At 61.3% G+C, this 21,661-nt stretch carries 15 protein-coding genes and 1 pseudogene; 11 read left to right on the top strand and 5 right to left on the bottom strand.

The features are described from left to right. The first annotated feature begins 33 nt into the window (after nt 1-33). The 6 genes from chvE (at nt 34) to dgoD (ending at nt 7,958) form a co-directional block, all read left to right on the top strand. On the top strand, nt 34-1,095 hold the full coding sequence (chvE, locus tag D1Y85_RS22090) for a multiple monosaccharide ABC transporter substrate-binding protein (protein ID WP_124153208.1): 1,062 nt from the start codon (nt 34-36) through the stop codon (nt 1,093-1,095). Nucleotides 1,096-1,185: 90 nt separating this feature from the next. Then, nucleotides 1,186-2,721, top strand: coding sequence for a multiple monosaccharide ABC transporter ATP-binding protein (gene mmsA, locus D1Y85_RS22095; RefSeq protein ID WP_124153209.1), 1,536 nt, complete (start codon nt 1,186-1,188; stop codon nt 2,719-2,721). 28 nt (nt 2,722-2,749) lie between these two features. Continuing rightward, nucleotides 2,750-3,952, top strand: a complete 1,203-nt coding sequence (gene mmsB / locus D1Y85_RS22100; protein ID WP_124153210.1) for a multiple monosaccharide ABC transporter permease — start codon at nt 2,750-2,752, stop codon at nt 3,950-3,952. 34 nt (nt 3,953-3,986) lie between these two features. After that, a complete protein-coding gene (locus D1Y85_RS22105) occupies nt 3,987-5,723 on the top strand; it encodes an IlvD/Edd family dehydratase (protein WP_124153211.1) in 1,737 nt (578 codons plus the stop codon). A 29-nt stretch (nt 5,724-5,752) separates the two neighbouring features. Next, nucleotides 5,753-6,685 (top strand): dihydrodipicolinate synthase family protein, encoded by a 933-nt coding sequence (locus D1Y85_RS22110; RefSeq protein ID WP_124153212.1) that lies wholly within the window; start codon nt 5,753-5,755, stop codon nt 6,683-6,685. Nucleotides 6,686-6,809: 124 nt separating this feature from the next. Continuing rightward, the gene (gene dgoD, locus D1Y85_RS22115; protein ID WP_124153213.1) at nt 6,810-7,958 is read left to right on the top strand and encodes a galactonate dehydratase; all 1,149 of its coding nucleotides are present in this window, start codon (nt 6,810-6,812) and stop codon (nt 7,956-7,958) included. Between the two features lie 151 nt (nt 7,959-8,109). Here dgoD and D1Y85_RS22120 read toward each other — a convergent pair whose 3' ends face one another. Then, nucleotides 8,110-9,747, bottom strand: a complete 1,638-nt coding sequence (locus D1Y85_RS22120) for an EAL domain-containing protein (protein ID WP_124153214.1) — start codon at nt 9,745-9,747, stop codon at nt 8,110-8,112. Continuing rightward, a complete protein-coding gene (locus tag D1Y85_RS22125) occupies nt 9,744-11,519 on the bottom strand; it encodes a sensor domain-containing diguanylate cyclase (protein WP_185219074.1) in 1,776 nt (591 codons plus the stop codon). Before D1Y85_RS22125 ends, D1Y85_RS22120 begins: the two co-directional genes overlap by 4 nt. A 340-nt stretch (nt 11,520-11,859) precedes the next feature. On the opposite strand from D1Y85_RS22125, the gene D1Y85_RS22130 reads away from it, so the two are divergent. After that, entirely contained in the window at nt 11,860-12,039 is a 180-nt protein-coding gene (locus D1Y85_RS22130; RefSeq protein ID WP_124153216.1) for a hypothetical protein, read from the top strand. A 459-nt stretch (nt 12,040-12,498) separates the two neighbouring features. Here the strand turns inward: D1Y85_RS22130 and D1Y85_RS22135 are convergent, their stop codons facing one another. After that, the gene (locus D1Y85_RS22135) at nt 12,499-13,872 is read right to left on the bottom strand and encodes a tryptophanase (RefSeq protein ID WP_124153217.1); all 1,374 of its coding nucleotides are present in this window, start codon (nt 13,870-13,872) and stop codon (nt 12,499-12,501) included. A gap of 1,173 nt (nt 13,873-15,045) precedes the next feature. On the opposite strand from D1Y85_RS22135, the gene D1Y85_RS22140 reads away from it, so the two are divergent. Together D1Y85_RS22140 and D1Y85_RS28135 are read left to right on the top strand one after the other, a co-directional pair. Further along, the gene (locus D1Y85_RS22140) at nt 15,046-16,629 is read left to right on the top strand and encodes an alpha/beta hydrolase family protein (RefSeq protein WP_124153218.1); all 1,584 of its coding nucleotides are present in this window, start codon (nt 15,046-15,048) and stop codon (nt 16,627-16,629) included. Further along, nucleotides 16,610-16,792, top strand: a pseudogene (locus D1Y85_RS28135) (FAD-dependent oxidoreductase); the annotation flags it as partial. The gene D1Y85_RS22140 and the pseudogene D1Y85_RS28135, both read left to right, overlap by 20 nt. 152 nt (nt 16,793-16,944) lie before the next feature. On the opposite strand, the gene D1Y85_RS22150 reads toward D1Y85_RS28135, so the two are convergent. Both D1Y85_RS22150 and ampC read right to left on the bottom strand, forming a co-directional pair. Beyond that, entirely contained in the window at nt 16,945-17,754 is an 810-nt protein-coding gene (locus D1Y85_RS22150; protein ID WP_124153220.1) for a hypothetical protein, read from the bottom strand. Between the two features lie 79 nt (nt 17,755-17,833). Further along, a complete protein-coding gene (gene ampC, locus D1Y85_RS22155) occupies nt 17,834-19,003 on the bottom strand; it encodes a class C beta-lactamase (protein ID WP_425466969.1) in 1,170 nt (389 codons plus the stop codon). Between the two features lie 239 nt (nt 19,004-19,242). Between ampC and D1Y85_RS22160 the strand changes: the two genes are divergently transcribed. Next, on the top strand, nt 19,243-20,142 hold the full coding sequence (locus D1Y85_RS22160) for a LysR family transcriptional regulator (RefSeq protein WP_124153222.1): 900 nt from the start codon (nt 19,243-19,245) through the stop codon (nt 20,140-20,142). Between the two features lie 310 nt (nt 20,143-20,452). After that, the gene (locus D1Y85_RS22165; protein ID WP_124153223.1) at nt 20,453-21,646 is read left to right on the top strand and encodes an acyltransferase family protein; all 1,194 of its coding nucleotides are present in this window, start codon (nt 20,453-20,455) and stop codon (nt 21,644-21,646) included. The last annotated feature ends 15 nt before the right edge of the window (nt 21,647-21,661 follow it).

A 21,661-nucleotide genomic window follows, 5' to 3' on the forward strand; every position in this document is an offset into this window, starting at 1 on the left:
GGCATCCATGCCTGCATGGAAGGAGACGACTCAATGAAGCGCTTGTTCCTGAAAACCCTGGTTGCGATCATGGCGCTGCCACTGGTCGGCGTCGCCCACGCGCAAGACAAAGGGCTGGTGGCCGTATCCATGCCGACGAAGTCTTCGGCGCGCTGGATCGCCGATGGCGACAACATCGTCAAGCAACTGAAGGCTGAGGGTTACACCACCGACCTGCAGTACGCCGACGACGACATTCCGAACCAGCTGGCGCAGATCGAGAACATGGTCACCAAGAAGCCGAAGGTGCTGGTGATCGCCGCCATCGACGGCACCACGCTGTCCAATGTGCTGAAAAAGGCCCATGACGCCGGCATCAAGGTCATCGCATACGACCGCCTGATCCGTGGCACGCCGAATGTCGATTACTACGCGACCTTCGACAACTTCCAGGTCGGGGTGCTCCAGGCAACGTCCATCGTCGACAAGCTCGGCCTCAAGGACGGCAAGGGTCCGTTCAATATCGAACTGTTCGGCGGCTCGCCCGACGACAACAACGCGTTCTTCTTCTACAACGGCGCGATGAGCGTGCTCGATCCGTACATCAAGAGCGGCAAGCTCGTGGTGCGCAGCAAGCAGATGGGCATGGACAAGGTGGGCACGCTGCGCTGGGACGGCGCCGTGGCCCAGGCGCGCATGGACAATCTGCTGTCCGCCTACTATGGCAACGCCAAGCTGAACGCCGCGCTGAGCCCGTATGACGGCCTGAGCATCGGCATTCTGTCGTCGCTCAAGGGTGTGGGTTATTGCACGCCGCAGCAGCCGTGTCCGGTGGTCTCCGGACAGGATGCCGAAATTCCCTCGGTGAAGTCGATCCTGCATGGCGAACAGTACTCGACCATCTTCAAGGACACGCGCGAGCTGGCCAAGGTGACGGTCAGCATGATCGACGCGATGATGCAAGACAAGAAGCCGGAAGTGAACGACACCAAGACGTACAACAACGGCGTCAAGGTGGTGCCGTCGTATCTGCTCAAGCCGGTGCTGGTGGACGCGTCCAACTGGAAGCATATTCTTGTGGATAGCGGCTACTACACGGCAGCACAACTCCAGTAAGCAGGGAGCGAGGCGGCCGTTTGCGCGGGATTGCAGAGCGTCCCGGGCCGACGGCCCCCGCCACGGACATTGACAGAACCAGGAGACAGCATGGCGGACGAGACGATCCTGTCCATGTGCAACATCACCAAGACGTTTCCGGGCGTGAAGGCGCTGGACAACATCAATTTGACGGTGAAGGCCGGAGAGATCCATGCCGTCGTGGGTGAGAACGGCGCGGGCAAGTCCACTCTCATGAAGGTGCTGAGCGGTGTGTATCCGCACGGTTCCTATGAAGGGGAAATCCATTTCGAAGGGCAGTTGCAGCGCTTCGACGACATCCGCGACAGCGAAGATCGCGGCATCATCATCATTCACCAGGAACTGGCGCTGGTGCCGCTGCTCTCGATTGCCGAGAACATCTTCCTCGGCAACGAAACCGCAACGCGCGGCGTGATCGACTGGCACGCGGCCCATGTCGCCACACGCGATCTCCTGAAGCGCGTCGGCCTCAAGGAGTCGCCCGATGCGATCGTCGGCAAGCTCGGGGTCGGCAAACAGCAGTTGGTGGAAATCGCCAAGGCCTTGTCCAAGCGCGTCAAGCTGCTGATCCTCGACGAGCCGACCGCCAGCCTGAACGAAACCGACAGCGCTGCGCTGCTGCAACTGCTGCTCGAGCTACAGGGACAGGGCATCACCTGCATACTGATTTCGCACAAGCTCAACGAAATCACCAAGGTGGCCGACCAGATCACCGTGATCCGCGACGGGGCCACGATCGAGACGCTCGATTGCGCTGCGGGCGAGGTCAGCGAGGATCGCATCATCCGCGGCATGGTGGGGCGAGACATGGCGCACCGGTATCCGCAACGTCAGCCGCACATCGGAGAAGTGATCTTCGAGGTGCGCGACTGGCACGTGTACCACGAGCAGTACAGCGACCGTGAAGTCATCAAGGGTATCGACCTGAACGTGCGCAAGGGCGAGGTGGTGGGCATCGCGGGCCTGATGGGCTCGGGCCGGACCGAACTCGCCATGAGCATCTTCGGGCGCTCCTATGGCCGGAAGATCAGCGGACAGGTGTTCGTCGACGGCCGCGAAGTCGATGTGTCCACCGTCAGCCGTGCGATCCGGCACGGCATCGCTTACGTGACCGAGGACCGCAAAGGGTACGGGCTCGTTCTGGAGCAGCAGATGCGAAAGAACGTGACGCTGGCGAATCTGTCCGCCGTGTCCGAGCACAGCGTGATCGACGAACACGCCGAGGCGCGGGTTGCGCAGCGTTATCGCGATTCGCTGCGAATCCGCAGCTCCGGAATCGAGCAACCGGTGGTTAACCTCTCCGGCGGCAATCAGCAGAAGGTGGTGCTGAGCAAGTGGCTGTTCACCGAGCCCCGTCTGCTCATCCTCGACGAGCCGACGCGCGGTATCGATGTCGGCGCCAAGTACGAGATCTACACGATCATCGACGAGCTTGCGAGCAAAGGTGAAGGAATCCTGCTGATTTCTTCTGAGATGCCGGAATTGCTGGGCATGTGCGACCGCATCTATGTGATGAACGAAGGACGCCTCGTGTCTGAGCTGGGTCGGGACGAAGCCAGCCAGGAGCGCATCATGCGTGCCATCGTGAACGCCGGTCAGGCGTGATTTTTGTATACCGAACTGAGGTTTCCTCATGAAAAATCTAGCGTCCCCTGACCTCGCGGCAGACGCGTTGCGTCAACCGTTTCGAGGTCTCATCAAGAACAATTTGCGCGACTACGGATTGTTGCTGTCGCTGATCGTGATCATGGGGTTCTTCCAGATCAAGACCGATGGCGTGCTCATGCAGCCGCTGAACATCACCAATCTGGTCTTGCAGAACAGCTACATCGTCGTCATGGCGCTGGGGATGCTGCTGGTCATCGTGGCGGGCCATATCGATCTTTCGGTGGGGTCGGTCTGCGGCTTCATCGGTGGACTCGCTGCCGTGCTGATCGTCCAGTTCAACTGGGGCGTGGTGCCCACCGTACTCGTCTCGCTGACGGCGGGTGGGTTGATCGGTGCCGCGCAGGGGTGGTTCGTGGCCTATGCGCGCATACCCGCCTTCATCGTTACTCTCGCGGGGATGCTGGTTTTCAAGGGTCTTGAGCTGGCGCTGTTGCAGGGCCAGTCGGTCGGGCCGTTTCCGACCGAATTCCAGCGCATCAGCACGGGTTTCCTGCCGGACCCGTTCGGCGGCGAGAACCTTCGCGTGCTGTCGCTGGTCGTGGGGCTCGCGCTGGTGCTCGTGTTGATCGCAGCGGCGGTGCGCCAGCGCATCAAGGCACGCGCCCATGGAATCGATGTGGAGCCCCTCGTGCTCTTCGTCGCGAGGAATGTGCTTTTTGCGGGCGCGCTGGTGTATCTGAGCTGGCTGATGTCCCTGTATCGAGGCATCCCTGACGTGCTGATCCTGATGGTCGCGCTGATCCTCGTGTATCAGTTCGTCACGAACCGCACGACGATCGGCCGCCGTATCTATGCGCTCGGTGGCAACGAAAAAGCCACGCGCCTGTCGGGCGTCAACACCGCGCGCCTGTCGTTCCTGACCTTCGTGAACATGGGCGTGCTCGCCGCCGTGGCGGGTCTGATTTTCGCGGCGCGCCTGAACACAGCGACGCCGAAGGCTGGTCTCGGCTTCGAACTGGACGTGATCGCCGCGTGCTTCATTGGCGGCGCTTCGGCGTCCGGCGGCGTGGGCAAGGTGGTCGGTGCGGTGATCGGCGCATTCATCATGGGTGTGATGAACAACGGCATGTCGATCATGGGCATCGGTATCGATTATCAGCAGGTGATCAAGGGGCTGGTCCTGCTGGCCGCGGTCCTGATCGATGTCTATAACCGTAACCGCGCCTGATCCAGTATTTCCAGCAATCTTGGGCATTCCTCTCATGAGTACTGACACAAAGAAAAAGCTGCGTTCGGCACAGTGGTTCGGCACCAACGACAAGAACGGCTTCATGTACCGCAGCTGGATGAAGAACCAGGGCATTCCCGATCACGAGTTCGACGGTCGCCCGATCATCGGGATCTGCAATACCTGGTCCGAATTGACGCCCTGCAACGCGCATTTCCGCAAGCTCGCCGAGCATGTCAAGCGGGGCGTTCTGGAGGCGGGCGGTTTTCCCGTCGAATTCCCCGTATTTTCCAACGGCGAATCCAATTTGCGGCCGACGGCCATGCTGACGCGCAATCTGGCTTCCATGGATGTCGAGGAGGCGATTCGCGGCAATCCGGTCGATGCCGTGGTGCTGCTGGTGGGCTGCGACAAGACCACGCCCGCGTTGCTGATGGGCGCGGCCAGTTGCGACGTGCCGTCCATCGTGGTCAGTGGCGGGCCGATGCTCAACGGCAAGCTGTTGGGAAAGGACATCGGTTCGGGCACGGCCGTGTGGCGTCTGCATGAAGATCTCAAGGCCGGCGCGATATCGCTGCACCATTTTCTGGCGGCGGAAGGCGGCATGTCGCGGTCAGCCGGCACGTGCAACACCATGGGGACCGCGAGCACCATGGCCTGCATGGCCGAAGCGCTGGGCGTTTCCTTGCCGCACAACGCTGCGATTCCTGCCGTGGATGCACGGCGCTACGTGTTGGCGCACATGTCGGGCCAGCGCATCGTCGAGATGGCTCACGAAGGACTGACGCTGTCCAAAGTCCTGACGCGCGCGGCGTTCGAGAATGCGATCCGGACCAATGCCGCCATCGGCGGATCGACGAACGCAGTCATTCACCTGAAGGCGATTGCGGGGCGTATCGGCGTCGAGCTGGAACTCGACGACTGGACCCGCATCGGCAAGGGGACGCCGACGCTGGTCGATCTCCAGCCATCGGGCCGCTTCCTCATGGAGGAGTTCTATTACGCCGGTGGTTTGCCCGCGGTGCTTCGCCGTCTGGGCGAAGCGGGGCTGCTGCCGCATCCCGATGCGCTGACCGTGAACGGTCAGAGTCTGTGGGACAACGTGCAAGACGCGCCGTCCTATGACGACGAAGTGATCCGTCCGCTGGACCGTCCACTCATCGACGATGGCGGAATCTGCGTGCTACGCGGCAACCTCGCGCCGCGCGGTGCCGTGCTCAAACCTTCCGCCGCGTCGCCGCATCTGCTCCGGCACCGTGGGCGGGCGGTCGTGTTCGAAAATTTCGAGCACTACAAGGAACGCATCAACGACGAAAGTCTCGAGGTGGACGCCAACTCGGTGCTGGTCATGAAGAACTGCGGACCACGCGGTTATCCGGGCATGGCCGAGGTCGGCAACATGGGGCTGCCGCCCAAGCTGTTGCGGCAAGGCGTGAAGGACATGGTGCGCATCTCCGACGCGCGCATGAGCGGCACGGCCTATGGGACGGTGGTGCTGCACGTGGCTCCGGAGGCCGCCGCCGGCGGCCCGCTGGCAGCAGTGCGCGATGGCGACTGGATCGAACTGGATTGCGCACAGGGCCGCTTGCATCTGGACATCAGCGAAGCGGAACTGGCCGAGCGGCTCAGTCACTTTCAGCCGCCGGAGTCCCCGATGCAAGGCGGCTACCAGCAACTGTACAGGGACCGGGTATTGCAGGCTGACGAAGGGTGCGATTTCGACTTCCTGGTCGGATGCCGAGGCGCAGCCGTACCGCGCCACTCCCACTGAACCTCTTTCTGCCCGAACCCGGGAAACTCATGTCTACCACCGCCTCCGCGCCACGTTACCGCGGCATCTTTCCCGTTGTACCGACCACCTTCAACGACGATGGCTCACTCGATCTGGAGAGCCAGAAACGTTGCCTCGATTTCATGATCGACGCCGGAGTGGACGGCCTGTGTATCCTGGCCAACTTTTCCGAGCAGTTCTCGCTCTCCGACGAGGAGCGCGACGTGTTGATCCGCACCGCGCTGGAACACGTAGCGGGGCGCGTGCCTGTGATCGTGACCACGAGCCATTACGGCACGCGGATATGCGCCGAACGCAGCAGACGGGCGCAGGACATGGGCGCTGCGATGGTCATGATCATGCCGCCGTACCACGGCGCGACGTTCCGCATTCCCGAGACGCAAATTCAGGAGTTCTACGCACGGATATCCGACGCGATTCGCATTCCGATCATGGTGCAGGACGCACCGGCGAGCGGAACCGCACTGTCTGCGGCATTCCTCGCGCGCATGGCGCAGGACATCGAACATCTTGCCTACTTCAAGATCGAGGTGCCCGGTGCTGCCAGCAAGCTGCGTGAACTGATCCGTCTGGGCGGTGACGCGATCGAAGGACCATGGGACGGCGAAGAGGGCATCACCTTGCTGGCAGACCTCGACGCGGGCGCCACAGGCGCCATGACCGGCGGCGGTTTTCCCGACGGCATTCGCCCGATTATCGAGGCGCACCGGGCAGGGGACGCCGATCTGGCCTTCGGCCTCTACCAGCGCTGGCTGCCGCTGATCAACCACGAGAACCGGCAGGGCGGCATTCTGACCGCCAAGGCATTGATGAAGGCCGGTGGCGTGATTGCGTGTGAAGCGAGTCGTCACCCGTTCCCGCCGATGCATCCCGCCGTGCGTGCCGGACTGCTCGACATCGCACGCCGACTCGATCCGCTGGTGTTGCGTTGGGGGCGTTGAGATCACACAGGCTGACGCCTTGGCAGAGATGCATGGCGGGCCGCGCGCTGGTTCGCGCGTGGCGCGCCGGCCAGTGCGAGTCTGAATCCCTTTCCTTATCCATTTAGCGCTGCACTCCACGATCATGAAAATCACTCGATTGACTACCTACCTGGTGCCGCCGCGCTGGTGCTTTCTCAAGATCGAAACGGACGCCGGTGTGACGGGCTGGGGCGAACCGGTACTGGAAGGGCGCGCCCACACCGTGGCCGCCATGGTGGACGAATTGTCGGACTACCTCGTCGGCAAGGATCCGCGCCACATCGAAGATCATTGGACCGTTCTCTACCGTGGCGGCTTCTACCGCGGCGGCGGTGTGCACATGAGCGCGCTCGCGGGCATCGATCAGGCGCTTTGGGATATCAAGGGCAAGGCGTTGGGCGTGCCGGTGTCGGAGCTGCTGGGCGGGTCGGTGCGGGACCGCATCCGCGTGTATAGCTGGATCGGCGGCGATCGCCCGAGCGAAACGGCCGAGGCCGCACGCCAGGCGGTGGCTCGCGGCTTTACCGCGGTGAAAATGAACGGCACCGAGGAGCTGCAGTACATCGATTCGCATGACAAGGTCGAACGATGCATCGAGAACGTGGCCGCCGTGCGCGATGCGGTGGGACCCAATGTGGGCATCGGTGTGGATTTCCATGGGCGCGTGCATAAACCGATGGCCAAGGTGCTCTTCAAGGAACTGGAGCCTTACAAGCTCATGTTCATCGAAGAACCGGTGCTCAGTGAGCACTACGAAGCGCTGCGGGACCTGGCGCATCTGTCCAGCACGCCCATCGCGCTGGGCGAACGCCTTTACACGCGATGGGACTTCAAGCGCATCCTGTCCGAAGGCTACGTCGACATCATCCAGCCTGATCCGTCTCATGCCGGCGGGATCACCGAAACGCGCAAAATCGCGGCCATGGCCGAGGCTTACGATGTCGCGCTCGCGCTGCATTGCCCGTTGGGCCCGATTGCGCTGGCCGCCAATCTCCAGATCGACGCGGGCTGCTACAACGCCTTCATCCAGGAGCAGAGTCTCGGCATCCACTATAACGAGGCCAACGATCTGCTGGACTATGTGTCCAACCCGGAAGTCTTTGCCTACCGCGACGGCATGGTCACGATCCCGGTTGGGCCGGGGCTGGGGATCGAGGTCAACGAGGCGTACGTGCAGAGTCGCGCCGTGGAGGGGCATCGCTGGCGCAATCCTGTCTGGCGGCATGCGGACGGAAGCTTTGCCGAGTGGTGATGGGTGAGGTCGAAAGCGGGGGCGATCAGACGATGGTTCGTGGGTATCGAACCAGTCACGACCGGGCGCTCGGCCCGAACGCCTTCCCGCTCACGGAGGTTCGTCGGCAACCTTTGAGTTTCAGGTAGGACCTGTTGTGTCGACACGGCGGCTACGCCGTCTGCCGGTTTAGCGAAGCCAGGAACTCGTCAAATGGCATGGCCTTGGCAAAATGCCAGCCTTGGGCGTACTCGACACCCCGGTCCCGGAGGAAACCGGCCTGTTCTTCGTTCTCCACGCCTTCTGCGATGAGCCGAAGCTGAAGGTCCTTGGCCATGCCGATGATGTGCTCGACGACGAAGTTCTTGACGGACGCCGTGTCGATAGCATCGACAAACGATTTATCGATCTTCAGATAGTCGACGCTGAGTGACTGCAGATAGCAGAGACTCGAAAAACCTGTGCCAAAGTCGTCGATGGCTACCGCCAAGCCCGATTCCCGCAATTTTTGAAAAATGCCTCTCGCTGTCTCCGGTTCAATGAGGCTGCGCTCCGTGGCTTCGATCACGAAGTTGCGTTGGTTCGCTCCCGGCGCTCGGGCGACAAATCCATTCAGCCGTGACACGATCTCAGCCGACTGCATTTCGGAAGACGACACGTTGATAGCGATGTGGAAATCGGGGTACCTCTTGAAGAAACCCGCCAGGTCTTTGATTGCCAGCTCGAAAACATGATCGGTAAGTTTCCCGATCAGATTTGACTCTTCCGCTACCGGGATGAAGGCATCGGGTCGCACATGTTCCCCAGTGGCACGGCGCCAGCGCAACAGCGCCTCGGCTCCAACCCACCGGCCTGTTTTCAGATCCACCACGGGTTGATAGACCAGATAGAACTCGCTTCTTCTAAGGCCCTCCCGGATGCATTCGGACAGCGGGACTTGCTTGCGCCCCAACAGAACCGTCAGGAACGTCAACAGCGCCATCGCAAAAGCCGCGCACGAGAATATCAGAGCGCCGGCCTGATGAATCCGGGCCGTCGCCTCATCCGCAGGTATCGCGGCAAATGCGAAGTAGTCGTACCTCGATGAGCGCCAGAGCGAAACGATTCTGTCGTGCTCGAGATATTCCACGTGCGACTGGTCGCCCAGACGGGTACGCCACGCCGGATTGTACGTTCCGCGAGACATTCTGACCTCGCTGGTGCCGTAGAGCACCGTGCCGAGCGAAACATTGGGATCCTTTGTATACACATCGATCGGCAAGGTGGGGGAAACGATTGCCGAATATCCGTTTGCGGCGGATGTGACCACTACCACAGGTTCCGATCCGATCTCGCCGGAAAGAGACAGGTTGACCTTCCGTAGCAGGGCCAGGCCTCCGGGGCCTCCCAGGGTGTGCTGATAGGTCGGCGTCGGCAACAGGATGCCGCCACCATGGCGCCCATAGGAAGAGCACATAAGGCGGTTGTCGGCGACGTATCCCACTCCATGCAGTTGCCCGTATTTCAGGTCGAGTTGTTCCATCAGCGCCAGATTCTGCGGGGAGCAGGGGGGAGCATCCTGCCTTTGAAGTTCGCCAATTGCATCACGCACCTGGTCGCTTGAGCGCTCGCTGCGGTGCAGGACCTCTGCCGCTATCGCGTTCAGCTTTCCAAACTCTTCGTGCAGGATCTGGGCGCGCGCATAGCCAAACGCAATACTAGACAGCAAGGCGATGGCCACCGTCCCGACAACTGCTGTTGTCACAGCTGCCCTTATCCGGCTATTAAATCTTTGGCTAAAAAGATGACCATAACGCGCAAGGGATCTCATGTCCTGCACTCCCCACAACGAGCATCCTGAACCGCGACTTCGCACTCCGTCTCAACCCGATTACGTCCCGAGCGCTTGGCGCGGTAAAGCGCGGCATCGGCCCGCGCTTTCGCGCCTGAGAGATCGGATTCGCCTTGCTGATACATCGCTACGCCGATACTCGCTGTCACGTGTATGACGTGCCCATCGTCGAGGGTGATCGGCGTCGCCACGGCGAGCCGGACCCGCTCCGCGATAGCGCGCGCCCGCTCGGGCAAAGCGCCTTGCAGGAGGGCGGCGAACTCCTCTCCGCCCATCCGGGCCGGCAGGTCCTGCTCGCGAAGCGCAGCATTGAACCGCTCGGAGACCAACTCCAGCACGCGGTCGCCTGCTGCATGGCCCCGCGTGTCGTTGACCTCCTTGAAGTGATCGAGATCCATTGCGAGGACGGCGAGGGGACTCTGGCATAGCTGTGCGCGTGCCACGGCACGCTCGCTCGCCCGGTCAAAATGACGCCGGTTGGGGAGCTTCGTTAGCGCGTCGAATTCGGCTTCGGTACGCAGTTGCCGGATCTGCTCGCATTGCTGGCTGACATCGATCAGGGTGACAAGCATGAGGCCCTTTTGTTCGACTTCGCCAGCGTCATCCGGAAGGTCCGAACACTGCACGACCATGTGGACGATTCCCGCACGCGTACGCATGACAACCGGCTCGTTGGAGACCCGTACGCCAGTGTCATTCCAGTCTTCCGGGTCGGCAAAGAGGTTCGCGAAGGGCGCGCCGACTGTGGCCCGCATGCCGAAAATATCCTTGAGCGTCTCGCTGGCGAGCGTGATCCTCCCCGTGCCGCGATCCACCAGTGCGATGGGGGTCGGAATGTTCCCGATGACCGTCGAGACGAAGCCAGCCCATGTTTCCACCTGTTCACGCAGCCGGTTTTCACGGCGCAGCAGGACAATGCCTCCGACCAGGAGCGCGATCATGGTGGCCATTCCGGCCAGATTGAGGTACACGCTATGCACCCACGGGAGCCGGTACGCTTCCACCGAGTAGCCCAGGTCGAGGGTCAGGCTTTTGCCTGCCGGACCGATGGCAACGCTGCGGGAAGTGACCAGGCGAAGATCGCCGTCTAGTGGCGAGACCACATAAGACGTCGAGGGAGTCGGCCCTTTAGCCTTCAGGTTCTCGATGTGGTACCGCGATCCGGGTTTGGCACCCGGAATCGAGGGGTAACGGGCGATGAGAGTCTCATCGGGACTGCGCAAAAGTGCCACGCTCCCCGGCGGAAAATCGACATCCTCCGTCAGCCACTGATCGATCGGTACGATCACGGCTATGCGACCTTTAAACGTGCCCGCTTCGCTGCGATGGTCTCTGACAAAGAGCAGACCCCAGCGCGAGTCGTAGTGAACCGGCTGAGCGTACGGAGGGGACTCGACGTTCATGCTCCGCTGTGACGCGAGGAGGTTCGGGGCATGGCGTTCGATTACCGGGTCCGAGGCAGCGAGCAGCCGGCCGGCGGGGTCAATCACTGCGATCGACACGGCGCCAAGTATTTCCTTGTCTAGCGACGCCAGCTGAGCGAGCTTCCGGTTATCGAGAGTCGAAGTCTCGATGGCGTCGCCGACAGCAACGGTGGTGAGATCGACCACCCTGGCGTGGTCCTCGATGTGCAGCGCAAGGGTTGAGGCAAGCGTGTCGAGGCGCCGGGCGGTTTGTTCGTTGAGGGCGCGGAAATCGTGCCATGACTGGCCGATGTTCACGGCCAGATGCAGCAACACCAGCAGCACCATCGCCGGCAATGCCCGTCGTAGCCACGATGTCCTGCGCGGACGGGCTAAGTAAGAAAGTGCCTGCCGTGCGACAGGGGCGGTCAGGGAACTCATGCGGGTCAAATGACAGGGAAGCCGTGCCCGGATAACAGGTGCCAACATGCGTTCTTGCAAATCCGGGCAGACTCGAAGGAAGACGGTGTTATTACCGATAGTGCGATGCTGGGGCATTTCAGAGGCCCTGTTTCGCGCATCAAGTTGACAATTCAACTATATGCGTCTTTGTAAGCTATTTGTATGTGTCAGGGCGTCGCCAGCGTCCTTTTAATTCGCAAGGTCCAGATCGGCAATCACGGTGGGTATGCTCGCCACGATCAAGCGGATGTATTTCCGCGACAATGTGCCGCTGCGCGAGATCGCGCGGCGAATGGGGCTGCACCACAACACGATTCGCACGCGGCTGCGTCAGCCAGTTGCTGTTGAACCGGAATACCCGAAGCGGCTCAGGACGCATGGGCCGCGAAGATTGAGGAATGGCTGAAGGTCGACAGTCACGGCCTGGATGACCTTGAACCGGTCGACTTCGCGCATCGTCATCGTGATCGTCCCAGTCGCGTTCATCGCCGGCGCTCCCTGTGGATGTCCGGCGCTCAACCGACACAGAACACGACATTTCAAAAAAGCCGTAACAAGTAAAAGTTCGATAATTTACCTTATGTTAAATATGGAGCGAAGCCCGCTAAATGTGTCCCCCAGACGTTCACCCGATCCTGTTTTTTTGCAGAATCATGTTCATGGCCCGATCGGCCGAAACCTTCATCAGGCGTTTCGCTTTCAGGACGCGCGGTAACGCGCAAAAACGGCAAACGGAAACTTCCATTCAATGGGGCCGCACACAAATGCGGCCCACGGTTCACATACATTCAGGAAGATCAAGGATGAAAACTACTTCACGCGCGGCGTGACGTTTCGGTCCGCGCCGCCCACCCTTCAGATGCACTCAATCGGCCCACGCGAACTCCGCGGTGAAGTGCCGCAAGAACCTGGGTTGCTTAACGATCGTCACGCCGCGGATGCTCGCCGCGCTCGCCTTGACTTCGGCGATCACTTCGGCCGCATAGTCGAAGTGCGATTGCGTATACATACGGCGCGGAAACGCCAGTCGCAACAATTCCATCTTGTGATAAGTCTCGCTGCCGTCGTCGAGGCGTTTGCCGAACATGACCGAACCAATCTCGACACCGCGGATGCCGCCCTCGAGATACAGCGCATTGCACAGTGCCCACGCCGGATATTGCGCGACCGGCATTTCGGGCAACACGGTGCGCGCATCGATATAAACGGCATGGCCGCCCGTCGGCTTCACGTAGCCGACACCCGCCGCGTCGAGCTTTTCGCCAAGGTACTCGGCAGTGCGCAGGCGGTAGCGCAAGTAGTCTTCGTCGAGCCCCTCTTCCAGTCCGACGGCGAGCGCTTCGAGGTCGCGCCCGGCGAGGCCGCCGTAGGTCGGAAATCCCTCCATCATGATGAGGTTGTTGCGGATAGCGTCGATCCAGCAATCATCGCGCAGCACGATGAAACCGCCGATATTGACCATGCCATCCTTCTTGGCGCTCATTGTCGCCCCGTCGGCATAGGAGAACATCTCAGTGGCGATTTCGGCAATCGGCGTATTGGCGTAGCCCGGTTCGCGCATTTTGATAAACATTGCGTTTTCGGCGAAGCGGCAGATGTCGAGAACGAACGGCTTTCCGTATTGCTTGAGCAGCTTCGAGTAGGCGCGAATGTTGGCCATCGACACGGGCTGTCCGCCGCCCGTGTTGTTTGTGACGGTCAGCATTCCGAATGGAATGCGGTCCCCACTGGACTTGAGCAGCGCCTCGGCGCGCGCGAGATCGATGTCGCCCTTGAAGGGATGAACCAGACTCGGTTGAAGGCCTTCGGGTATGACCAGGTCGACGGCCTCGGCGCCGAGGTATTCGAGGTTCGCGCGCGTCGTATCGAAGTGGCAGTTGTTGGGAACGATATCGCCGCTCTTGCAGATCGCCGTGAACAGCACCTTTTCAGCCGCACGGCCCTGGTGGGTGGGCACGACGTGCTGCATGCCGGTGATCTTGCGGATCACCGCCTCGAGACGGTAAAAGCTCCGGGCGCCGGCATAGCTCTCGTCGCCCTCCATAATCGCGCCCCACTGGCGCGAGGACATGGCGCCGGTGCCGGAGTCGGTCAGCCAGTCGATCAGCACGTCCTCGGCGCGCAACTTGAAGACGTTGAGCCTGGCCTCTTCGAGCAGGCGTACGCGCTCTTCACGCGTAGTCATGCGGATAGGCTCGACGCTCTTGATTCGAAAGGGCTCGATAAGGGTTTTCGGCATGGTGTCTCCCCGACACATATTTTTGAAAGCGCCAAAAGTATGTCGGGGCGACACGGTGCGGTGTCGGTTATTCGCAACATTCCTGCAAAAATCTCGATCGTGCACACGCAGATCAAGGTCGATGCATCAGAGGATCAAGCCGTGCGAACGACCGGGCCCGTGCGGCGGGTGACCCTGCTGGAATCAAGGGGAGCAAACGTGGGCGCAACATAAACGCGCTCGCCGCGGCCTATCCTGCAACGATTGCGCGGAGCGCATTCATCGATATCGGTCTGCCTCAACTGTGCAATCGCGCAAACCTCAAGCAGATTTCAAAGGACGGCTGGCGTGGGCGATCTCAACAGCAGCAATCACCGCGAGGAGTCGCTTTCGGATGTAGACACGCGCAGCGTAATCCGGCGCGCGGCATTTCGCGAATTATTCACTAACACGCCCGTATCAAGACATTGTTTCTTTGGGTATGCAATTTGTTCGTGATCGATTGTGGACATCATGAAACCGTCGTGCACCGCCCTTTCTTTTTTACGCGTTCTATTTTCGGGCTTTCGTTCTTCGCGGGCGTCGAATTACCCTCCACGACCTGTTCGGCCAACACGGCCTCACGCGCTTCCGGCTTAGCCTTTGTCAAAACGCGTGTGGCGGGGGTGCCGTCTTTCATGGATTTTCAGCGAGCTCGTTGGCAGACTTTTCTTCACGTGAATCAGCAGATTTCGAAAAAATAAAGGCCCTTTTGTGGGCTAGCGCACGTTTGGATTGACCGCGTTGGTCACGCGTATCACCGACCAGGGCTAAATTCATTTAGGTTCGACGACTTGCATCGAACGCCTTTGCGTCCATCCACGTGCTGCTGGGCGAGAACACCACATTCTGCGCAGCAATAGCACAGCGTCCATGGCACGTATTTTCCACCCTGCGTCACCCGCAAGCGAAATGCGGGTTTTGAACGGAACCGCGGCCGGAACCGGGACGCTCGGCGCTCTCGCCGTGCCGGGGAGTCGCGTCCGTGCTGGAACATTGATCGCACCAATGTACGCCGTAGAGGTTACTCATAGAGCGCTTCATGCGAAAAATTGCTTCCACAACAACTGGCAGTCGGCTAGTTCGTTTACCTATACTCGTTTCACTCGTTGAGGCAGCCACATTATCCGAACACCAACAATTGCGGAGCGTGAGATGCGAGAAGCGATGCGTAACGTGGGCCTGGCACTGCTGACTTTCTTTTTGGCGAGTACCAGCGTTGTTGTGCAGGCAGGTTCGACCTGCAGCGGTTTGAGCTGCTTTTTCCGAGGCCAGTTGATCGAGCAGAGGACGAGCTTGCGCGTGAGCGCGGGTGACTTCGCAAAACTGCTGGGCACCAACGCGACGGGGCAGCAATTGCTGAAAGTTGCCGGCACGCCGCGCTGCGACATCGAAATCAGATACTTCCGCTACCTCACAATAGGTGGCGCGGGCGAACCCACAGTCTCGAGTGCGGCGCTGATGATTCCTGGTGGAGGCGCATCCTGCACAGGTCCCCGGCCTCTCATGCTGTATGCCCACGGAACGACGACCTACCGCGACTACAACATCGCCGACATCACCCAGGCGGACCCGGCCAACGGCGACGGCGCGGGCGAAGGGACTGCCGTGGCTGCGATCTACGCGGCGCAAGGCTATATCGTGGTCGCGAGCAACTATGCCGGCTATTCTGGGTCCACCTTGCCGTACCACCCCTATCTGAACGGCGACCAGCAATCGGCCGACGTGATCGATTCATTGCATGCGGCCCGCCTCTCGATGGCCCTTCCGGACCCGGGAGACAAGACGCGCGAAAACGGGCAGCTGTTCGTCACCGGCTATTCTCAGGGCGGCTACGTCGCGCTGGCCACGCACCGCGCACTGCAGGCGGCCGGAATCAAGGTCACGGCCTCCGCGCCTGGCTCGGGCCCGTATGCGCTGGGCGCCATGGGCGATGCGCTGGTCCAGGGCGAGGTCGATCTCGGATCGACGATCTTTACGGTGTTCGTGACCACGAGCTACCAGCACGCATACGGCAACATCCATCACCAGCCAGGCGATTTTTACGAGGCGGCCTACGCGACTGGCATTGAGAGCCTGCTGCCGAGTGTCGTCCCAATGAATACGCTGTTCGCCGAAGGCAAGCTTCCCACAACGCAGCTCTTCAGCAGCCAGTGGCCCGCACCCCAGTTCGCTTCGCTGACGCCGCCCGTTGCGCCACCGCTCGCGCCTCCACAATTGGCACCGCTGTTCGCCGCAGGTTTCGGCACTTCGAATCTCGTGCGCAACGCTTATCGCCTGAGCATTCTCGAAGACCAGATCGTGAATCCGGACGGCGCCTATCCCACACCGACCACTGCGATGGCACCCGCTCGCAGTCCGGCTCAGCCACTGCGTCAGGCATTCAAGCGCAACGATCTTCGGAACTGGGTACCGCGCGCGCCGGTGCTTCTATGCGGCGGCCATCTCGACCCGACCGTGTTCTTTTTCAATGCGGCGATCGAGCAGGCCTACTGGAAGAACGCCAAAGTCACGCCGGGCCTGACGAGCATTCTTGATGTCGATTCCGCGCCTGGCGTGAATGATCCGTTTGCCGCGGTCAAGACAGGGTTCGCCCAGGCCGAAGCGGCGGTCGCCCAGCAGGCCATTCAGGCCGGCGCCACGGATAACGGGTTTTCCGCGATTCTCCAGTCCTACCACGGCGGTCTCGTCGCGCCGTTCTGCATGGTCGCGGCGCGTGGCTTCTTCAGCAACTTTTGATCCAACGTTCGTGTCGACGAGGGGGGCTGCAGACGACGATATACGCAATTCGACGCGGTCTACGGACTTTATTTCGCCGAAGAGCCGCACGAGCCGCCTGCTTCGTGACGCGGTGTTAAATCTTGCGGAGACGGATTTCGCAGGCTCATATCGAAACGGTGGTTCCTGCGTACCGCGCAGCCGATGACCGTGGCCGGAAAGCGAAATCCGGCATAAGACGTTTTGATCTTCTTGATGCCGACATTGTGCGCCCGAGGCAAACTCGGGCGCACATCAGTTGCACGCACCAAAACTGCGTTGGCCGTTGCGACACCGTCAATCCCCACCGTACTGCCGGACCAGTATCGCCCTCGCCGCCAGGTCAAGCCCCAAGGCCGCCTCGAAATTCCTCTTGTTTGCCCACAACTGCTTCCCCCGCACATTTCCAAACACGAGTTCGTTTTCGGCGGGCGGAAGATCACCGGACCTATGTTCCTGTGATCGAGTGGACCACGCGGCGGCCACCAGTCGTAAATCGCCCCGACTGTCCACGTCATACGCGCGAATCCAGGTCCGATACTTCCCGACGTACATAACGTGTTCATCCGTGCGTCGCGGGTCGGCAGAATCAGTTTGCCAGCCGATATCCGCGATACGCATGACGCGTCCGCGCGAATCCAGCACATACTGGGTCAGGACTGTCTTGCGTAACATTTCGTATCGGCAATTGGGAATATGCGATCCAGCGCCGAAGAATTCGGCCACCACCCAATCGCCGCCACTGGATACGATCGGAACCGTCCGGATCCTCGGCACGGTGTAGACGCTGCTGATGCGTGCAAGCATTTTCCGGTTCAGCACCGATTTGCCGAACCAGTACGTGACAGGCTTGAAGTCGGCCGCCTCTGCCTTGATCGAATTCCCGCTGTTCATGTCGAGCCGCAACGCGGTAGGCGACATGGATACGGACTTCACGGAGCCATCGTCACGAATTCGAGCGTAATAAGCGGGTCGTTGCCCTTCGATCGACGTCGTATGTTCCGCCGATTCAGCCGTTTGCGCGGACGTCACACAAAGCGAACCGATCGCGATCGCTATCAAACCAGCCGGCCAGAATCCGCCCGGCTTAAAAAGGAAAATTCCCATAGTGCGTACTGGATGCCAATTTGGTGGCGATACTGCAGGGGCAGTTCAATGCCCCCTCTCCACTCCGATGCCGACGCTCTCACCGCCCGCTATCGAGCGCGGTGAAAATCTTATAGGCCGCCGTCACGCGCGCAGCGATCGGATAATTGCGGTTCGAGAGAATCACGATACCGATCCGCCGCGCGGGCACGAATGCGACATATGAACCGAAGCCGTTCGTCGAACCGGTCTTGTTGATCCACGTCGCGTCGCTCGGTGCAAGCGGCGGATCGATCTTCGCCGATGGCGTTGGATCGATCGCTTTCGGCGCATTGCCATCAAGCAACGTATCGAGTGTGACCGGCCAGGCGTATTGCTCCCAGATCAGATCCTGCGTCATCGGCCCCGCGCGGAAGTAGCCGATGTGTGTCGCGGAAATCGCCTGACGCAAGCCCGGTTCCACGCCGCGTACGCCGAGGTTCACCTCGACGAAGCGAAGCACGTCGGCCGCCGTTGCGCGCACACCGTACGACTCGCTGGACAGCACGTCGCCTTTCATCCGGACGGGCTCACCGTTTTTCGTATAGCCCTGCGCGTAATCGCCCATCCTCGCAGGTGGCACGACGATGTAACTCTGCGAGAGATGGAGCGCCGGAAAGAGCCGCTGCTCCATCAAATCGGGAAATGGCTTCTCCAGCACCTTCGCAGTCACGAGTCCTAGTGTGCCGACCGAAACATTTGAATAGGTGCGTTCCGTGCCGGGGGGATACGCCGGCCGCCACGCTTTCAGATACGCGAGCAGGTCCGACTCGCCGTGGATCTCGTCGGGGACTTGCAGCGGCATGCCGCCTGGCGTGTGCGTACCGAGCTGAAGCAGCGTGACCGCGCCGAATGGCGTGCCGTCGAGCGCCGGCCAGTGGTGCGCAACTGGATCGGCAAATGACAGCTTGCCCTCTTCGCTAGCCCACGACGCGAGCGTTGCCGTGAATGTCTTGCTGACGGAGCCGAGTTCGAACAGCGTATCGCCGTTCACCGGCTTGCCCGTCTCCTTCGACGCGACGCCGTAATCAAACACGTACGAGCGCCCATCGACGGTGACACCCACTGCCGCTCCCGGAATTCCGTACTCACGCATCAGCGGCTGGATGGCCGCGTCGACAACGTGCCGGATTTCGGTGCGCCGGTCAGGCGTCGCGCGCGAAGTGCGGTCCCCGGCAACGACCCCGGCTGCCACGGCGGGCGCGATCAGGCAGACGGTGAATGTCGCCATGGCGACGTGCCTGAGGATGAACTTCATTGCTTCATGTCCTTTGCGAGAGTTTTCGCGTGCCTTTTCGTGTGCATGATGGTCAACGAAATCTTGTTACTCGACGCATCGTTGCTTGTCCATTGTCACGACCCGAAAGACCAGGTTCCGCGCCGCGCGCGACGTCAATTCTCAAGGTTTGGCGCATCGGGAACAAGCGAGGATAATTTGACGTACCCAAAAGCTTTTCTTTCTTCACGAACATGCGACCTCACCTGCCCCTCAACGCGCTGCGTGCGTTCGAAGCGTCCGCCCGCCATCTGAATTTCCGTCTGGCCGGTCTGGAGCTGAAAGTCACGCAGGCGGCCGTCAGCCAGCAGGTGCGCATGCTCGAGGAACGGCTCGGCACGCCGTTGTTCAAGCGTCTGCCGCGCGGGCTCGGCATGACCGACGAGGCGCGCGCACTGCTCCCGGTGTTGACCGACGCATTCAACCGGATCGAGGCCGTCGTCCGCCAGTTTGAGGGCGGACGCGTGCGCGAGGTGCTGACGATCGGCGTCGTCGGCACGTTCGCCGTGGGCTGGTTGATGCCGCGTCTGAAGTCATTTAACGAATGCCATCCGTTTATCGAACTACGGCTGCTGACGAATAACAATCTCGTCGATCTCGCGGCGGAAGGTCTCGATTTCGCGATCCGTTTCGGCGACGGAAGCTGGCCCGCGACCGACAACGTCTGGCTGATGGACGCGCCACTGACCGTGCTGTGCGCGCCGGAGGTTGCGAAGCGGCTCGCGACGCCGGCTGATCTGGGTAAGGAAACGCTGCTGCGGTCGTATCGCGAGGATGAGTGGCCTTTGTGGTTCGCGGCCGCCGGGATCGAGCCGTGGCCGGTGAATGGACCGGTGTTCGATTCGTCGCGATTGATGGTCGAAGCGGCCATGCAGGAGGCCGGAATCGCACTTGCCCCGTCCGCGATGTTTGCGCGTGAGATTCACCAACGCCTGCTCGTACAGCCGTTCGCAGCCGAGGTGCAGATCGGGGCGTACTGGCTCGCTTCGTTGAAGTCGAGGGCACTGTCGCCAGCGATGGCCGCGTTTCGCGAGTGGGTGTCCGGCGAAGCCGACGCGTCGAGGCGCGTCAGGCAATCGGCCGGGACACCTTGACGCAAGGAATGAGCCGCTCGCGGCCGACCGGGCCGGTGGCGAACAGATCGATCGCCACGACCGGCGTCAGCTGCACGAAGTCGCCAAAAGTCAGCTTCGCGAGGCGCGCTATTTCCCTTGCCTTGCCCCGCTGATCCGACGCTCACGCTCCCGCCGGGGGAGTTTGTAGCCGCGCCACTGCGCCCATACGACAAAGCCTCGTCGATTCCCGCCACGCGCGCGCACCGGTCATCACGAGGACGTAGCATGAGTCAGGCTGTTGGCGTGCGGCCGCCTCCGTCCTGTCCCCTTCTGCCCGCAAGGCGAAACGATGAAAGCAGGCGTTTCGACGTTTCTCGACCTGTCGCGCTGGGTCGCTGCGTTTCTCGTCGTGATCAATCACGCGCGTGCGCTCGTGCTCGCCGACTTCGGCGCACTCGCGCAGCACGGCAGCGCCGATCGCGCCTTTTACCTCGTCACGGGCCTCGGCCATGAGGCCGTCGTGATCTTCTTCGTGATCAGCGGTTTTCTGGTGGGCGGCGTCACGCTCGATCGATGGCTCATGCGCGGCCCCGATCTGCGCGCGTATGCGTGCGCGCGCACGAGCCGTATTTACACGACGCTCGTTCCCGCACTTGTGATCGGAATCGGACTCGATTTCACGGGTCTGCACTGGTTCGACGCGACCCGCATCTACACGACACTGCCCACGCCCGCGATTGCATCGATCGCGGCGCCTTTCGTCACCGGCATGAACGTCACGGCGTTCTTCGGCAATCTCTTCATGCTGCAAGGCGTGCTAACGCCAACGCTCGGCAGCAATGGCCCGCTCTGGTCGCTCTCATACGAGTGGTGGTACTACTGCCTTTTCGCGCTGGCGATCGTTGCGCTCACGAGCGAACGCGCCTGGCGCATCGGTTGGGCCGCCGCGGCGCTGGCGCTCGTCGTTGCGCTGCCGCTGGCACTTACGCTCTGGGGCTTCGTGTGGATGCTGGGCATCGTCGCCCATCGCTGGGTCTACTCAAAGGCGTGGCGCCCCGCTCCCGCGTTCGGCGTCGCGCTGTTCGCGGCGGCGCTGCTTGCGTCGCGACTCACCCATGGCATCGCTGCAATCGATACGAGCCTCGCTGGCTCGTTCACGCGAGACTTCGTGCTCGGCATGGCGTATATGGTCGCGCTCGCGAGCACGAGCCGTCTCTCGCATGCACTGCCGCTCGCCGCGCTGCATAGACGCCTCGCCGATTTCTCGTATTCAACTTACCTGTTCCACTTCCCCGCTTTGCTGTTGCTGTGCGCATTCGCATGCCAGACCTTCGGCCTGCGTTTTTCACAGCAGCCCGATGCACGTGGCCTGGTTTGCTTCGGTGTGGCTGTCACCCTCGTCTACGCATATTGTTTCGCGGCCTCGTTGCTGACCGAGCGGCACACGGCGCGCGTGCGTCATTGGCTCGATGCGCACCTGCGCGCGCAAGAGCAACGGCAACGGAGCGTCGAACCCACTGGCGCGCCCGCGCCGAAGACTTGAACCGCAAGCGGGTTC

Source organism: Paraburkholderia dinghuensis (genome assembly GCF_003837865.1).
GTDB classification, from domain to species: domain Bacteria; phylum Pseudomonadota; class Gammaproteobacteria; order Burkholderiales; family Burkholderiaceae; genus Paraburkholderia; species Paraburkholderia dinghuensis.

Excerpts from the sequence above, each read along its gene's own strand:
- chvE (WP_124153208.1), top strand. The coding sequence starts at position 34 with ATGAAGCGCTTGTTCCTGAAAACCCTGGTTGCGATCATGGCGCTGCCA.
- mmsA (WP_124153209.1), top strand. The coding sequence starts at position 1,186 with ATGGCGGACGAGACGATCCTGTCCATGTGCAACATCACCAAGACGTTT.
- mmsB (WP_124153210.1), top strand. The coding sequence starts at position 2,750 with ATGAAAAATCTAGCGTCCCCTGACCTCGCGGCAGACGCGTTGCGTCAA.
- D1Y85_RS22105 (WP_124153211.1), top strand. The coding sequence starts at position 3,987 with ATGAGTACTGACACAAAGAAAAAGCTGCGTTCGGCACAGTGGTTCGGC.
- D1Y85_RS22110 (WP_124153212.1), top strand. The coding sequence starts at position 5,753 with ATGTCTACCACCGCCTCCGCGCCACGTTACCGCGGCATCTTTCCCGTT.
- dgoD (WP_124153213.1), top strand. The coding sequence starts at position 6,810 with ATGAAAATCACTCGATTGACTACCTACCTGGTGCCGCCGCGCTGGTGC.
- D1Y85_RS22120 (WP_124153214.1), bottom strand. The coding sequence starts at position 9,747 with ATGAGATCCCTTGCGCGTTATGGTCATCTTTTTAGCCAAAGATTTAAT.
- D1Y85_RS22125 (WP_185219074.1), bottom strand. The coding sequence starts at position 11,519 with ATGGTGCTGCTGGTGTTGCTGCATCTGGCCGTGAACATCGGCCAGTCA.
- D1Y85_RS22130 (WP_124153216.1), top strand. The coding sequence starts at position 11,860 with ATGCTCGCCACGATCAAGCGGATGTATTTCCGCGACAATGTGCCGCTG.
- D1Y85_RS22135 (WP_124153217.1), bottom strand. The coding sequence starts at position 13,872 with ATGCCGAAAACCCTTATCGAGCCCTTTCGAATCAAGAGCGTCGAGCCT.
- D1Y85_RS22140 (WP_124153218.1), top strand. The coding sequence starts at position 15,046 with ATGCGAGAAGCGATGCGTAACGTGGGCCTGGCACTGCTGACTTTCTTT.
- D1Y85_RS22150 (WP_124153220.1), bottom strand. The coding sequence starts at position 17,754 with ATGGGAATTTTCCTTTTTAAGCCGGGCGGATTCTGGCCGGCTGGTTTG.
- ampC (WP_425466969.1), bottom strand. The coding sequence starts at position 19,003 with ATGGCGACATTCACCGTCTGCCTGATCGCGCCCGCCGTGGCAGCCGGG.
- D1Y85_RS22160 (WP_124153222.1), top strand. The coding sequence starts at position 19,243 with ATGCGACCTCACCTGCCCCTCAACGCGCTGCGTGCGTTCGAAGCGTCC.
- D1Y85_RS22165 (WP_124153223.1), top strand. The coding sequence starts at position 20,453 with ATGAAAGCAGGCGTTTCGACGTTTCTCGACCTGTCGCGCTGGGTCGCT.